Consider the following 14,671-nt stretch of genomic DNA (forward strand, 5'->3'; position numbering starts at 1 on the left):
GGTCCGTTCTCCCGGTTGTGGGTGTGGGCGTGCAGCAGCGGGACGCCGCAGTCGACCGGACCATGCGACGTGTGCCGGTCCGTGTCCTGCGCTCCACACGGTAGCGATCCCGCTTCGCCTGGCTCATCTTCCGTGCGGGCGCATCGCGTCTGTCGAGGCGCCGTTCGAGAGTCCCTCGCCTGATCGCAGCGGATCATCGAGAAGTAGAGCCAATTGGCCGTGGCGAGAGACCAGGCCAGCCGTGCTGGCCAGACATGTGAGGCAGTGGCCCGACCGGTCGAGACTTGCGGGCACGAGACGCCTAACCCTGTCGCGCGTGGGCGATAGCCTCTGGGGATGAGTGGCTTGGGGACTGGGCCGGTTGTTCTGGACAATCGCTTTGTGCTGCCGCGTGATGAGCTAAATTCCGGAGGTCATGCGCGACTTTTCAGGGCGTATGACAACGAGACCGGCGCGCACGTGGCGGTGAAGCTGTTCGCGCCCGTTACGCATGTTGATCCGCGGACGTTGGAGCTGTCCTGGAGCAATGAGCTCGACGTGTACAGCCGGCTCGACGCGCACCCCAACCTGCTGCAGGTGGTCGGGTTCGGCACTCCCGCCGATGGTGCACCATGGATCGCATTCGAGTGGTGCGGTGTGGACCTCGGTGCAGTGGTGACACGCGAGGCCCTGAGCTGGGAGCAGCTGCGACCGATCGCGTTGGAGATCCTCACCGGGTTGAGTGTCCTGCACGCGAAAGGTTGGGTTCACCGAGACCTCAAGCCTGGCAACGTGCTGGTGGACGGTGCACAGGTGAAGCTGGCGGACTTCGGCACCATGCGGTACCGGGAGGTGACGAGCTTCGGAAAGACGATGAGCCAGTTGGGAACGCGCCCCTACTGTCCACCAGAATCGGGAACCGAGAACCCGCTCCCCGCCTACGACGTCTACTCGTTCGCCGTGCTAGTGATCTGCTGCCTCCTCGGTGACTTCGAACTCAACGGCACCACCCCCGCCGCGGCGCTGGGCCGGGTGGTCGTGCCCGAACCCATTCGGCTGCTGCTGGCCAGATGCTTGAGCGAGGAGGAGGAGCAACGCCCCGGTAGCGCCGGCGTGGTGCTCGCCGAGATCGAGCAGATCGCCAAGGGCGAAGCGGTAGCGCAAGATGTCCCAGAAATCGGGATCCACCTGCCCGTCAACGTGACTCAGATCTTTCGAGACGTGACGCTTGCCGAGACGGCTGGCTTCGAGGAGTTCCGTCGCGAGTTCGGCCCCCGCGTCCGTCTTGTCCGTGACCCGAAGGCGGCCGACAAGCAAGGCCTTCTCCTCGTAGGACAGTCGTTGCTGGCGGCGGTCGCACCGCACGAGTCACGCACCGGGTCGATCTTCGTGAAGCACGTCTGGCGCCCGCCGGTCGCGCACCTCGAGCGACTGCGCAAGCGCGGCGTCGGTGCGACGATCCGTTGGGTCGCGACACCGATACGCCCCTTGGAAGCTGATGCCGCGATCAGCGAACTCCTTCGAACCCTCGCGGAACGCGAAGCAGCCAACCCCGAGCAGCACTCGCGTGTCGAGGTACACGATCGGTGGGAGAGGGTCCTTGACGCGAAGTTTGCGATCGCGCGTGAGAGAGGCAAGGACGTCACATACTCCGCGCTCCGAGTCGAGGGTGCACGGGTTTACCTCACCACCACTGACCGCTCCGCGGATCCTCAACTCGGAGAGTTGCGCGTGATCCGCAGCACGACGGGACGGTTCGTGCGCGGCGAGGTGGAAGCGATCGAGGGCAACGCCGTGGTGTTCTACGTGAACGAGGGGAACCCCGACGACCTGCCACGCAGGGGCGTGCTGGCTGTCGACGCGGAACGCACCGTTTCGAAGCTGCGGCGGGAACAGGACGCGGTCCGTCGCGTCTTCGAAGGGCGCGCGGTTCGTGCCGACCTCAAGGACATCCTGAGCAACCCTGCCGTGAACCCGCTCCCCGTCGAGCACCACGTCGAGAAGTTCGTCCAAGACCACCTGGACGGCGCCAAACGCAACGCGGTGGCGTCGGTGCTGGGTGCGCAGGGCATCAGCCTGGTGAAGGGCCCGCCCGGCACAGGGAAGACCACGCTCATTGCGGAACTCGTCGCACAGCAGCTGCGGATCAAGCCGGATGCGCAGATCCTGCTCGCGTCGCAGACACATATCGCCTTGGATCACGCGCTCAGCAAGGTGGCGAAGGTGACCCCGGCGGCATCCGTGCTGCGGATCGGATCGCCGGACCAACTGTCGCCGAGCTCGGAAGCCTGGACGGTACCGTCCCAGCTGGAAGCGTGGCGGGCAGAGACCGAGGCAACGGTCGCCGCCTTCGTGCAAGACCACCTCCACTCCGCCGGCGTCCTTGACGTGCAGACTCGCAGCACCGCCACGCGGCTGCGAGCACAGGTGGAACGTCGCACCCGCACGGAAGCGGAGTTGGTGGAGGTGGAGGTGGCGCTCGGCGTGGCGCGCAAGGAGCAGGAGACCACACGGGCGGCTATCGAGAAGCTGTTTGCTGCAGTCAGCAGACTGGACACCACTCCGGCTGACACGGCAGACGTCGTCGCTCGCGACCTCGCCAAGCTCACCGACGCGGTCGAACAGCTGGGGGTGAATCTGGAGCAACGGTCTCCCGCGATCCGGCAGCTGGAGGGATTGCGTGAGCGTGTCGTCCAGCTCAGTGAGCGACTGACGGAGCTTAGGGAGGACACCCAGCGAGCGGTGGCGGAGTTGCGGGCGGTCGGCGATCTCGCGGATGCCGCCGACGAGGAAGACATGCTGCACCGGATCGACGCATCGATGTCGACCGACGATGAACGAGTCCAGGCCCTGCAACTGGTCGCGGAGGAATGGCTGGAGCGTTTCCGTCCGACCGGCGAGTTCCGGGTCGCGCTACTGTTCCGCGCCTCGGTGGTTGCCTCCACGTGCGTGGCACTGACCGGCTCCAAGGGCGCCGAGCGGGTGGAGTTCGACCTGTGCATCATTGACGAAGCATCCAAGGCGACTCCCACGGAACTGATGGTCCCGATGGCGAACGCCAGGCAGTGGGTGCTTGTCGGCGATGAGAAGCAGCTGCCGCCGTTCCTGGACTCAGCGCTGGTCGACGCCGACTTCCTCGCGGAACGCGAGCTGACACGCGCTGAGGTCGACGAGCGACTGTTCACCGAGTTGGGTGCCGGGCTCCCTACACAGTCCGTCGCTGTGCTCAGCCACCAGCACCGGATGCACCCCGCGATCGGCAAGGTGGTCAGCGACGTGTTCTACGGCGGCGAGCTGCGTTCGGGCGCCCGAGAGGTCTCACCCCTCGTCCAGCGAGCTCTGGGTGGCGCGGTGACGTGGCGGGACACCGGACGGAAGGAAAGCGAACGGCGCTCTGGTCTGAGCTACGAGAACAGGGCGGAGGCCCGCACTGTGGCCGAGCTGGTGGGAACCATTGACAACTATGCCGTGCTGCTCGGTCTTGACGAGGTGGAGGTTGCCGTGATCGCGGGATACGCGGCGCAGGTGCGCACTTTGCAGGAAGTGCTCAGCAGCACGAAATCGAAGCTCAAAGTGGTGCGAGTCAAGGCTGCCACCATCGACTCGTACCAGGGCCAGGAAGCGGACATCTGCATCGTCTCCCTGACTCGGAGCAACCGGCGCGGCGACGTCGGCTTCCTCGGCTCCCCGGAGAGGTTGAACGTCGCGATCTCACGTGCACGCGACGGCTTGGTGATCGTCGGAAACCGGGCGATGGCGGATGGCTCAAGTGATCGTCGGAGATCGCGCAAGCTCGCCGAGGTTGCCCGCGCGATCGCTGCTGCGGGAGGTCGCAATGGACACTGAAGGCCGCCTGGGCGCCAACCCAGACGTGTTGCTCCGACGCGATGGGTTCCGATTGCTGTCTACGCGGAGTGCGGCGGTCCCGATCTGGCGAGCTGTGGTGCGGTGCCGGGTTCTGAAGAAGAGCCCGGTATCGACATTCACCGAATTCGTGCTGCGAGCAATCAGCGTCGGCGTGGAACGCGCCGAAGACGTCACCCGCTTCCTCAACCTGCCGGCCCGTCTGGTCGACGCGATCATTGCCGACCTGCTGCTCGACCGATACCTGACAGTAAACGCAACCGCTGATGAGGCGGTGCTACAACTGAGCCCCACCGGCAAGACGCTGGTGAGCACGCTGGTGCAGGAACGCGTCATCGAACGTACGGTGACGTACCTGATCGATGGCCTATCCGGAGAACCCGTCTCGTTGAAGCGAGACCTGGTGCTCACCGCCGACGATCTCGACGACGACCCGCGACTGGTCCTCAACCCCGACTCGGACATCGACATCGACTACGGACCCGACGACACTGCACGATTCCTCGGCGTTGACCCGGTCCGCCCGGAGCGAGAGAGCACACTACTGTCCGTGCTGGGGGTGGAATCGACAACCAAGCACTACCTGGCCGCAACGGCGCTGCTGTTCGAGTCCGAGACAGACCCGCAGGACCGGTACTTGCGGGTGTGCGTTGACGGCCGCCAGGACGAGCGAATTGAGACGCTGATCCGCGAACACGGGCTGCTGGACTCGATGCGGTTGACGCAGCGCATCGACGAGGACCGGCGCCGTGTTGACCGGCTCCTGCCGGGCGAGGTGCTAGAGGCGAGGGCGCCGGACGTGCTCGTCGAGGACGCACTCGAGGAATTGCGCCGACTGACCCCAATCACCGCTGAGAGCGGCGACGAGAACGCACTCGACGCACGGCGCTCGAAGATCCGCACTCAGTTGGCAGCAGCGCCGGTGCGGCGACTGTCGGTGAGGGAAGCCGCAGAGGACACCGAGGTTGCGCTGCTTGCCGCCGAGCAGGGAGTTTTGATCTCCGCGTCCAGGCTGTGGCCGACCCACCGAGCCGAGCACTTCGTCGCCGTGATCCGGCAGCTGCTGCAGGCTGGGTGTCCCATCACACTTGAAACGCCGCCCCGCCAACAGTTGTCTAAGACGGATGCAGCCACACTGGACGAGCTGGCAAGAGAGTTCCCCGACAGCGGCATCGAGTTCAGCAACACCAAGCCCGCACACGAAGCCAGTTTCATCGTGATCGACCAGACATCGATGACGGTCTTCCCCGGAAGTCCGTTCGCCGAACTTGCGACGCTCTCGGATCGGCTCGGGGATGATCGACCCACGATCGTGCGCGGAACGGAAATGGTTCAGTCCGTTGTCTCGGCTGCGCACGCATCCGTCCCCACTCAACGCGGCCGCACCGCCGAACTCTCGCGAGGAACCACCCGGCAGCACTGAGCCCACAGTCCGCGCGTGGCGTGGCCCGCCAGACTTCGGAAGCCCCTTTCAACACAAGGTCGGGTACGCCGCCCAATCGCCGACGGCAATTGCCATGACACCCGATAAAATCACTGGCTTGTCGTGCGGATTCTCGGGTAGTCGCTCCAGGATCGCGCGGCCGCTTCGGACCAGTTCGCGGCCGCGGTGGCGGATAGTCCGAGCAGGTCGGCGAGGATCGGCGCGGGGACGGTTCGAGCCAGGTGCAGGAGGGCGCTGACGCGTCCGGCTCCGACGGGCACGCCCGCGTTCCGCAGTGCGGACCGCAACGAGCTCCCGTAGAGGTGCTGCCCCCGAGAAGCACCGACGAAGAGCCACTCGCTGGCGTTGCGGCTATCCATGCGCTCGGCGCGAAGACGGCTGATGAGTTCGCCTGCAACGCGCGGTAGCGCGACGGGGTCTTCTCCGAGCGTGATCTCGACGACATCCTCGTGGACACGGACGTCGTCGAGCCTGAGCCTGACGACGCGTGTGGCCTGTTGGCCGAGTAGCAGGATCAGCAATCCCCCTACTCGAACCTTCAAGGGCAGATTCTCATCCGCGAGTAACGTGCGCACGTGCCGCCAACGATCAGTGTCGCCCGTCGCTGGAGCAACCCCATTCGTTCGGTGCGGTTGAATCCGCACCCGCGTCGCGCCTTGCCCGCGCGCCCACCGGAGAAAGGGTGAAAGCTGTCCGCGATCAGCAGGCGAGCATCGGGTCGCGAACTGGTCGAGGACGCGCTGGGGCACGGTCGCGAACTCGTGACCGGACGCGTCTATAAACGAGTACAGGTCCCTGATCGTCTTCAACCGTCTCGTCTCGCGACGGAGCACCGGGGCCGAGTCGCGCGTGGTGTCGAAGGAGCGCAGTCGGGGGAGGATCTCCCAGCGGACGTACTGTTCGGTCAGGATGCGACACGAACCGGGAATCTCGGGCATGATGGCCGCGACGCGAAGCTGATACCTCGCAATGAGGAGATCGGAAGCGTCGATGATTCCAGCGGCGTGGAACAGCGATCCAAGGTGGGTGACGACCCCTTCCGGGGTAACCGCGGCGAGGGAGGCCGCGGAGATGGGCAAGTCGCCCCTCGCCATCGCTGCGATTACCTTCGCGCCACGGCCCCGGAGCGCCCACGTGATCGTCGATACCGACGCGCGCGTATCGTCGAGCAGAACCGTGCGAAGCGGCTCGAGCGCCGGGATGACCCGGCCGTCGACACCAGACAGAAGCTTGTCGACGTACTCGGACTGCGCGCAGTCGGAGCAGAGCACACCATTCATGCGGACCGACTCGGAGCGGCATCGCCGGCACGCGAGGTGCGCGGGCATTTCCGCGCACCCGGCGCATACGTACCTGTCGACGTGCCAGTACGCGACCAGCCTCAAGTCCCCGCACCCGGGGCAGACAGCAGGTCGGCTGCGCAACTGGTTGTAGCACCGGAGACAGTGGGATCGGCCGCCGATCCGGGAAGCGATCGGCGCGGAACCGCCACAGCGATCGCAGGTGTGGCTCGGCGGAACATAGCATTGGCCGCATAGCGGCCCGGTGTCCTTATTCACCGCGACTCGCCCGAAGCGGCCGCATCCGGAGCAGACCCGGTGGTTCGCAGGGTTCCGCTGGTCGCACGCGGCACAGAGCCTTCGACCGTCCGATTGCGGCCGCAACGCCAGAACTCGCCCGCACTGCTCGCACGCGGTGCTGTGTTCACGTCGATGGCACGCGCCGCACAAGTGAACGCCGGCTGAGCGAAGCGGGAGCACGACATCATTTCGTCCGCACCGAGGACAACGAGGAAGGATGAGCCCTTGAAAGCCTTGGCCGACGAGAAACCGGATCACCTGCTGCAGCGACCTGCCCGCCAGTCCCGGGTTCACCGTCAGGATGTCCGGGTAGGCCTCGAGCTCGCGGACCATGACCGCGAGCACACGCCCGCTGGTCACCGGGGTCAGCACCGCACGGACGATCGATGTCAGCGGAGCATCGCAGCGCGCGGCAACCGTCCGAGTGATGAACACAACGCGCCGCGTCTGAAGCGCTCGCGCCTCCAGCGCATTCAGCGCCGCCCGCTCCGATACACCCGCGGGTGTAGTCCACCAGCAACTCGCGCAATAGTGAGCGCCGTCACGCGTGCGGTAACGATGATCCCTCCGCCCGCACATCACGCACACCGGTGCACGCACCAGCGACACACACGGGTTGCACAACTTGCCCCCGGCCCCGTCATGGTGCTTCGCCAGCCCTTCACGCCCACACCGCGAACAGCGCGGCGGACGCAGACCGTGCCCTCGCGCGATCAACGCGAGGGTGAACCGCTGCGCAGCGGCCGTTCCCGGCTGCTGCTCATCCCGGAACAAGGTCGGTCGACGGCGCAGCTCGGCGAACAGCCGCGCACGCTGCAGCGGTGACGTGATGCGCAGGATGTCGCGGACAACGACAGCGGCGGGCAGTCCCGAGCCCGCCTCCATCAGAGCGTTGGCGAGGACGCTGAGCCGGCGCCGCAGATCGCCGACGGTGAGCGGCGCAACCACGATCAGCGGTTACGCTGCTCGGGCCTGCGTATCTTCGCTGGGACTGGTCGCAAATCGCCCACTCCAGTGCGGGTTGGCTCCAACCCGACGACCTTCTTCTGCTCGGCACGCCGCCAGGTGATGAGGTCGTGGACTTCGCACTCGAGGGCGTCACAGATCGCCCCGATCACGTCGAAGTTCAAGCGACGAGGCGGATGCGCGACGAGGCGATACACCTGCTCCCGGGACATGAAGATCTCCCGCTCCGCAAGCAACGGGACAAGATCGCTCGTCTGATACATGCCCCGCTCCGCCATCAACCGCCGCAGGTTCCATGTCGTCTCGATACGCACCATCACTCCAAAGTGTTGATCCTGCTGAGCGCATCCGCAAGGACACGGTTCTTGAAGTCCCCGCTCACCGACGTATAGATCGACGTCGTCGACGCGTGACGGTGACCCACCTGCTCCTGCACGAAACGATCCGCATACCCATGCTCGATCAAGTGCGTCACATACGAGTGGCGAAGCGAGTGCAGCGTGAGAGAGGAGTCAAGGGCTGCCTCGTCCCGCACAACCTGAAATCGGGTGTCGATGTATGCCGCCGAAACACGAGTCCGCCGCTCCGTGACCCACATCGCGACCAGTTCCCCAGGAGCGAACCGCGCACGCGCTTCCTCAACCCACTGCTGCATCCCCGCAACCCACCACGACATCTCCGGCACCAGCAGCACCGTTCGACGGCGGCGGGCACCGCCGTTGCTCGCCTTCGCATGACGGACATGAAGGGCGGCGTAGTGCCCCCACTGCGGTGCCTGAGCGTTGAAATGCAGATCCGCCAGATCAAGCCCACGGACCTCCGCACGACGCAACCCAAACGCATACACGGTCTTGAACAGCTGCGCGTCACGCAGAGCTGCTAACGCACCCTTCCTGCCCGCCGATACCAGTCGCGCCACTCGAGAGTCAGCCACCTCGAAGAACCGCTCCACCTCGTCATACGTCAACGGCCGCCGCCCAGGCTGCCCCTCATACTCGGACCTGTGCCGAACGCTGTTCCATGGCAGGCAGATCTGAGACGGGATCGCATCGAACGACTCCTCGCACAACGCCACCCAGTCATACGCACTATCCGTGAGGTACTCACAGAACAGTCGAATGGAATCGTGATTCTGCCTGTGCGTTGACAACGCAAGACGACGCCGAGAGCCGGCATCGACCGTGAAATCCTCCAAATCCTGAGGCGTCCACTCCCACGGGTACAACTCTGTGAACCGCTGAAACCTAACCAGAACCGCCCGACGCGAATCGATCGTCGAACGGGCCAACCCGCGGCTCGCCTGCTGACCGACCCAACCATCAAGCATCGCATCCCACATCGCCTGGGGCTTGTTGATAAACGCGACATTGCTGTCCCCAAGCAGTACGGGACGCGTTGATACCGATGGGCCATCGTGTGTCATTTCATGACACAACCTAGTGTTTCGCGACACATCTGTCGAGCGATGCGTCCCAGACCCGCTCAGTTACGATGGATAGCGAGGTCCCCGCAACCGCCGCTAACGCCGAACGATACGCTCCAGCACCTGTCGAGTGTTAGATTTCACGCAACACCTAACGGTTCATCACGCGGCGCCACTGGGCGGTGAACATCCGAAAGTTCCTCACCCGATTCCGTTCGCTCGACGACCTGGTCGCGGCGGGCTCACTGAGCGCCGATGCCGCCGCCCTTCTGGGGGCCGCTGTTCGCGACGGACAGAGCGTCATCGTCTCCGGCGCGACCCACGCAGGGAAGACGACGCTCCTGGGCGCGCTCATCGCGGCGAGTCCCCCCGAGCATCGGATCGTCACCGTCGAGGAGACGTTCGAGCTCGCCGTCCGGGCACCCGACGTCGTCGCCATGCAAGGTCGACAGCCGAGCCTCGAAGGCACGGGCGAGGTGAGCCTCCGCCGCCTCGTGAAGGAGGCGTTGCGGATGCGGCCCGACCGGCTGGTGGTGGGCGAGGTGCGCGATGCGGAGGCGCTCGACCTGATCCTCGCGCTCAACACGGGCGTGCCGGGCGCCGCCACCGTGCACGCGAACTCGGCGACCGACGCCCTGCGCAAACTGTCCTCGCTCCCGCTGCTGGCGGGGCGGAACATCGATCGCGACTTCCTCCTGCCCGCCCTCGCCGCATCCGTCGACCTCGTCGTCCACTGCGTTCGCGACGCGTCGGGGCGGCGGCGGGTCGCGGAGATCATGCGGACCACCGGCACCGTCACAGGCGGCATGGTCGACACGGAGCCGGTCGGGGTGAATCTCGCATGACGACCCTCCTCGGCATCGCACTCGCGGGCGGCTTGCTGCTGGCCCTCTCTCCCTGGCTGTGGCCGACGGGTTCGGGCCGCGTGCAGCGATCTTCAGCCGGCCGCGCCGCTCGGATGCTCGCGGCGGCCGGGTACGGCCACGCGACTCCGGGTCACCTCGCCGTCGTCTCGGTCGTCGCGGCGGCGGTCGCGGGTGCCGTGGTGTGGTTGGTGACGGCGCTCCCGGCCTTCGCCGCGGTGGCGGCGGCGGCCGCGCTGCTGGCGCCCACGGCATGGCTTCGCGCGCGCGGCCGGCGCCTTCTGAAGTCGCGACGCGCGCTCTGGCCGGACGTCTGCGATCTCCTCGTGGCTTCCGTGCGCTCGGGGATGTCACTGCCCGATTCCGTCGCCGCTCTGGGCGAGGTCGGTCCGCCCCCTCTTCGGCCCGCTTTCGCGGCTTTCTCGGGCGACGTCGCGGCGTCCGGGCACTTCGACTCGAGCGCGCTCCGGCTCAAGGAGCGCCTAGCCGACCCGGTCGCCGATCGCATCATCGAGGCGCTCCGCATGGCGCGCCAGGTGGGCGGCACCGAGCTGACGACCGTCCTCCGATCGCTCTCGGCGTCGGTTCGGGCCGAGGCGACCCTCCGCGCGGAGATCGAAGCGCGACAGTCCTGGATCCGCGGCGCGGCCGTGCTCGGGGTCGTCGCGCCGTGGGTGATCCTCGGGCTGCTTGCGCTGCGTCCCGAGGGCGCTGCCGCGTATTCGAGTCCTGACGGCGTCATGGTGATCCTCGTCGGCGCCGCCGTGTCGGCGGTCGCGTTCCGACTCATGATCGGCATCGGTCGACTTCCCGAGCCGCGGCGGTGGTTCGCGTGACCGCTCTCACCGATCTCGCCTTCGCCGTGATCCTCGGCGGTTCCTTCGCCGCCGGCGTCGCCCTGCTCGCGAGCCGTGCTCCGCGCATCGCCGCGCCGACGCTCACGAGGCGCATCGCCCCCTACCTCCGAGACATCGCCGACCCGCGGGGTCTCACCCCTCTCGCTCCCGCGCCCGCGTCGTGGCGGGACCGTCGCGACCGGCTCATTGCTTCGCTGGGGGGTGCGGCGGGTATCGAGCGACGTCTCCGGCAAGCCGGGATCGGGCGGGATGCCGCGTGGTTCCGAGCCCGGCAGCTGGGGTGGCTCTTCGGCGGTGCAGTCGCGGGGGCGGCGGTCGTCGTCGCTCTTGCGGTCACCGGCCGGTTCACGGGGGCGTCAGTGCTCATCCCCGTCCTCACCGCAGCCGTCGCGGCGGCGGCCGCGGACGTCCGACTGACAGCGGCCGCCCGACGCCGTCGGTCGAGAGTGGAGGAGGAGCTGCCGACGGTGCTGGAGTTCCTCTCGCTGTGCCTGGCGGCCGGGGAGGGGCTCCGCGATGCGCTGCAGCGGGTCGGCGACATCGGCTCCGGCGAACTGACCGCCGAGATCCGTCGCGCCGTCCTCGACAGTGGCACCGGCTCAAACCTCTCGGATGCGCTCACGGGTCTCGGGCGTCGCTTGGACGTCGCGGCGCTCTCTCGCGCCGTCGAACATCTCGTCGCAGCCGTCGACCGGGGAGCACCCCTGGCGGGAGTGCTCCAGGCGCAGGCCACCGATGCACGCGAGGACGCGAAGCGGAGCCTCATCGAACAGGCCGGGAGGAAGGAGATCGCGATGCTGTTCCCGATCGTGTTCCTCCTCCTTCCGATGAGCGTCCTGTTCGCGGTCTTCCCCGGCATCGTCATGCTGCGGCTCGGGGTCGGATGACCCACACGATGGAAAGGAATGAACACATGATCCGAACAGTGGCACTGAGACTGCGCACCGCGTGGGGTTCACTGAGCGAGGTCCGATCCGACGATCGCGGCGACGTGCCCGGCTGGGTGCTCATCACCCTCGTCAATAGGTCGTGATACCTACTCGCGGCCGACGACGCGCATCGTCGCTCGGGGGCGGCCCGGAGTGACTTCGACGTGATGGATGACGGCGCGTAGCATCTCGCGGCGCTGCGGGATGCTGAACGATTCCCAGTCGGTGAAGACGTCGACGCTGTGCATCACGAGAGGCTTGCGCGCGCGTGCTTCGATCGAACGTTCCTCGGCCTCGAGTCGCTGTAGTCGCTCGGTCATGGGGGCGAGTTGGCGCTGATACACGTCGCGCGGCATGTCGAGTTCGACTGCGCGCGTCGAGAGTCGGTCGATGTCCGATTGCGTGCGTGCGATCTGGTTGCGGATCTCTCGGCTCGGGTCGGCGACGGCTCGGGGTCGGGGGGTCGCCGCGCGATACTCGTCGCGTGCGGCGAGAGCATCCTCGTGGCGGCGTCTCAGCCAGTCGACGACGTGACGCTCGACGAGGTCGGCGGTCACATAGCCGCCCGCGTGGGTTCGTTTCTCGTGGGCATCCTTGCAGCGATATTTCGCTGCGCGGTTCGTGCCGTAGAGCCCCGCGTGCATGGGGGATCCGCAAGCGCACCGAACTAGACCGGACAGCAGATACTCGGATCGTTCGCCGCGCGAGTGCCCGCGTCGCCGTTCTCGAGCGTCGAGATATTCCGCCCACTCGTCGGGAGTTATTACGGCCGGGTGGATGCCGCTGTGCAGTTCGCCGTGGTGGCGGATGAGGCCTGCGCCGAATCCTGAGTCGAGTACGCGTCGTAGGGTGCGGTCTGACCATAGGCCGTCGCCGGCTGGGCCGTAGCCGGTGACAGGGCGGGTCGGTCCGTCATTCATCCATCGGACGAGTGAATAGATCGATTCGCCGGCGATGTAGCGCCTGTAGCACGTACCGAGGATCGGCCCGGAGACGGGATCGGGGGTGAACCCTGTCTCGCGGGTGTATGCGTAGCCAAATCGAGGCTTGCCGTTCGCGGGCATCCCGTGGCGTACGCGCCGATCATGCGAGTCTTTCCATGTCTCGCCGATGAGGTCGGCCTGATAGGCGTTCACCTCGCCGAGTAGTCCACGAGCGAACTTGCCCGACGCCGTCGATGACTCGATCGGTTCGGTGGCCGAGAGTATCGAGCCGCCGAGGGAGTCGACGCGATCGAGAGCGACGGCCCATCGAAGGCGGGCGCGGCCGATCCGCGAGAACTTCCACACGACGATGAGTTCGATCTCACCGGCCGCCATGCGGTCGATCGTCTGCTCGAGGCGCGGCCACCAAGCCGAACGTGATCGGGAACCCGACTCGTCGAGTCCTTCGACGGTGTCGACGATGACGATGTTGTTCGCTTGTGCGAAGGATTCGATCGCGTGACGCTGCACCTCGGGGGAGGTCATGCCGTCGCGTTCCTTCGACACGCGGATGAGCGCTATGGCGCGCCGGGAGGGCTCAGGGCGCCGTTGGGGGCGTACTGCCGCGCTCACGAGGCGGCGCCGTTACGCGATCGATAGCTTCGGCTAATACCGCCGGTGCCGAAATGCCAAGAGCGCTGCAAAGCGCGAACATGTGGGCGACGGAGAGCGGCGCGCGATGACCGTACAGCCGAGAGATCTGCGACTGTGTCACGCCGGATTTCCGGGAGAGTTCGACCTGAGTCGTGAACGTCTCGTCGGCGTGGTCGTGGATGATTCGTACGACCTCGCGACTCACCGGTTCGGCTCGCGTGGGCACGGGAGGACGATAGCGAATCCCACTTTCGGGAATGCGGTTCACGAACTGTTATGCGAGATCGCATATAGTGCGGCGGTCGGTCAGCAAGTAGCCCCGACAGAGAGGCAGTGGGGGCAATGGCTGTTCCTGGGGATGGGGTCGTGCTGGCGAGGGGCGCGAGCGTCGATGGAGACGTTGTGTTCGACATGATCCCGGCATTCATGTTCGGTGCGGTGGGCACGGTGGGGAATCTGGCAGAGCGCGCTCGGCTGCTCGGCGTGTCGCCGTCAGTCTTGCTCGAGACGCTGGGCGATCGCGTCTAGCGTCTCGCCCACCGGGAGGTTGAGCGCTCGAGCGATGCGGCCGAACGCGGGCATGGGGATATCCCGTTGCCCGTTGAAGTAGCGCAAGAGCGTGTTACGAGGGATGCCGGTCGTGTCGGCGATCTCGGGGAACGACTTTCGCTGACGAGATCGCGCGGCACGTAGGTCCGCCGCGACCTCGGCGTTGAAGCGTTCGCCGTAGTTTTCAGACTCGGTAGTCATGCGGGCACCTTAGCACCCATATGGGTGAAAAGGAACCGATACGGGTGCCCTTGCGCCCGTATCGATTTTCTTGCTGGGCGGAGTTGACACGGCACCCAAACGGGTGCGAAGGTCGCCGTATGGCAACCCCGAACACTCAGCGCGGCGATCTCATCGACGCGATCGAGACGGCCCGAATCGCTGACGATCGCTCTGTCGCATGGCTCGCTCGTCGCGGGAATATCCCCACGTCCACGCTGCGGCGCAAGTTGGCCGGCGAGGCTGATTTCAGCGTCTGGGAGGTGGCGGCACTCGCCCGCGCCCTCGGCGTCCGGGTGAGCGATCTGCTCCCCGAGGGCTGGGAGAACGCCGAGCAGGACGACGAGTCCGCGACCGAGGACGCGGCGTGACTGAGCCGAGCGCCGCCGCGTGGGCGCGGTTCGGGATGCTCGCCGTCATC

The 14,671-nt window shown here is 66.5% G+C and carries 11 protein-coding genes and 1 pseudogene; 6 read left to right on the top strand and 6 right to left on the bottom strand.

Annotation, left to right across the window (positions count from 1 at the left end; all coding sequences use genetic code 11):
* The first annotated feature begins 336 nt into the window (after positions 1-336).
* Together BKA24_RS08215 and BKA24_RS08220 are read left to right on the top strand one after the other, a co-directional pair.
* The gene (locus tag BKA24_RS08215; RefSeq protein ID WP_246367067.1) at positions 337-3,825 is read left to right on the top strand and encodes an AAA domain-containing protein; all 3,489 of its coding nucleotides are present in this window, start codon (positions 337-339) and stop codon (positions 3,823-3,825) included.
* Positions 3,815-5,266: a hypothetical protein gene (locus BKA24_RS08220; RefSeq protein WP_184216911.1), complete on the top strand. Its 1,452-nt coding sequence runs from the start codon at positions 3,815-3,817 to the stop codon at positions 5,264-5,266. Before BKA24_RS08215 ends, BKA24_RS08220 begins: the two co-directional genes overlap by 11 nt.
* Positions 5,267-5,376: 110 nt before the next feature.
* Here BKA24_RS08220 and BKA24_RS08225 read toward each other — a convergent pair whose 3' ends face one another.
* The 3 genes from BKA24_RS08225 to BKA24_RS08235 are packed head-to-tail and all read right to left on the bottom strand — an operon-like array spanning position 5,377 to position 9,256.
* On the bottom strand, positions 5,377-7,815 hold the full coding sequence (locus BKA24_RS08225) for a site-specific integrase (protein ID WP_184216913.1): 2,439 nt from the start codon (positions 7,813-7,815) through the stop codon (positions 5,377-5,379).
* Positions 7,816-7,817: 2 nt separating this feature from the next.
* Positions 7,818-8,150: a helix-turn-helix domain-containing protein gene (locus tag BKA24_RS08230; protein WP_221417299.1), complete on the bottom strand. Its 333-nt coding sequence runs from the start codon at positions 8,148-8,150 to the stop codon at positions 7,818-7,820.
* Entirely contained in the window at positions 8,150-9,256 is a 1,107-nt protein-coding gene (locus BKA24_RS08235) for a tyrosine-type recombinase/integrase (RefSeq protein ID WP_246367070.1), read from the bottom strand. The genes BKA24_RS08230 and BKA24_RS08235 overlap by 1 nt, the downstream gene beginning before the upstream one ends.
* Positions 9,257-9,417: 161 nt before the next feature.
* Between BKA24_RS08235 and BKA24_RS08240 the strand changes: the two are divergent.
* The 3 genes and pseudogenes from BKA24_RS08240 to BKA24_RS15935 form a co-directional block, all read left to right on the top strand.
* Positions 9,418-10,101: pseudogene (locus BKA24_RS08240) on the top strand (TadA family conjugal transfer-associated ATPase); the annotation flags it as partial.
* Positions 10,098-10,955: a type II secretion system F family protein gene (locus BKA24_RS08245; RefSeq protein WP_184216917.1), complete on the top strand. Its 858-nt coding sequence runs from the start codon at positions 10,098-10,100 to the stop codon at positions 10,953-10,955. The pseudogene BKA24_RS08240 and the gene BKA24_RS08245, both read left to right, overlap by 4 nt.
* The gene (locus BKA24_RS15935; RefSeq protein WP_184216920.1) at positions 10,952-11,863 is read left to right on the top strand and encodes a type II secretion system F family protein; all 912 of its coding nucleotides are present in this window, start codon (positions 10,952-10,954) and stop codon (positions 11,861-11,863) included. Before BKA24_RS08245 ends, BKA24_RS15935 begins: the two co-directional genes overlap by 4 nt.
* 149 nt (positions 11,864-12,012) lie before the next feature.
* Here the strand turns inward: BKA24_RS15935 and BKA24_RS15940 are convergent, their stop codons facing one another.
* The 3 genes from BKA24_RS15940 to BKA24_RS08265 all read right to left on the bottom strand — a co-directional run bounded on the left by BKA24_RS15940 (position 12,013) and on the right by BKA24_RS08265 (position 14,232).
* Positions 12,013-13,461 (bottom strand): recombinase family protein, encoded by a 1,449-nt coding sequence (locus BKA24_RS15940; protein ID WP_343066037.1) that lies wholly within the window; start codon positions 13,459-13,461, stop codon positions 12,013-12,015.
* Positions 13,427-13,750: a helix-turn-helix domain-containing protein gene (locus tag BKA24_RS16000; RefSeq protein ID WP_484502669.1), complete on the bottom strand. Its 324-nt coding sequence runs from the start codon at positions 13,748-13,750 to the stop codon at positions 13,427-13,429. The genes BKA24_RS15940 and BKA24_RS16000 overlap by 35 nt, the downstream gene beginning before the upstream one ends.
* 224 nt (positions 13,751-13,974) lie before the next feature.
* A complete protein-coding gene (locus tag BKA24_RS08265) occupies positions 13,975-14,232 on the bottom strand; it encodes a helix-turn-helix domain-containing protein (RefSeq protein WP_184216927.1) in 258 nt (85 codons plus the stop codon).
* Positions 14,233-14,351: 119 nt separating this feature from the next.
* On the opposite strand from BKA24_RS08265, the gene BKA24_RS08270 reads away from it, so the two are divergent.
* Positions 14,352-14,621 (top strand): helix-turn-helix domain-containing protein, encoded by a 270-nt coding sequence (locus BKA24_RS08270; protein WP_184216929.1) that lies wholly within the window; start codon positions 14,352-14,354, stop codon positions 14,619-14,621.
* The last annotated feature ends 50 nt before the right edge of the window (positions 14,622-14,671 follow it).

The sequence above is a fragment of the Microbacterium marinum genome (genome assembly GCF_014204835.1).
Taxonomy (GTDB): Bacteria; Actinomycetota; Actinomycetes; order Actinomycetales; family Microbacteriaceae; genus Microbacterium; species Microbacterium marinum.

What these genes read in the sequence shown, in the direction of transcription:
- BKA24_RS08215 (WP_246367067.1), top strand. Translation starts at nt 337, where the DNA reads ATGAGTGGCTTGGGGACTGGGCCGGTTGTTCTGGACAATCGCTTTGTG.
- BKA24_RS08220 (WP_184216911.1), top strand. Translation starts at nt 3,815, where the DNA reads ATGGACACTGAAGGCCGCCTGGGCGCCAACCCAGACGTGTTGCTCCGA.
- BKA24_RS08230 (WP_221417299.1), bottom strand. Translation starts at nt 8,150, where the DNA reads ATGGTGCGTATCGAGACGACATGGAACCTGCGGCGGTTGATGGCGGAG.
- BKA24_RS08235 (WP_246367070.1), bottom strand. Translation starts at nt 9,256, where the DNA reads ATGACACACGATGGCCCATCGGTATCAACGCGTCCCGTACTGCTTGGG.
- BKA24_RS08245 (WP_184216917.1), top strand. Translation starts at nt 10,098, where the DNA reads ATGACGACCCTCCTCGGCATCGCACTCGCGGGCGGCTTGCTGCTGGCC.
- BKA24_RS08265 (WP_184216927.1), bottom strand. Translation starts at nt 14,232, where the DNA reads ATGACTACCGAGTCTGAAAACTACGGCGAACGCTTCAACGCCGAGGTC.
- BKA24_RS08270 (WP_184216929.1), top strand. Translation starts at nt 14,352, where the DNA reads ATGGCAACCCCGAACACTCAGCGCGGCGATCTCATCGACGCGATCGAG.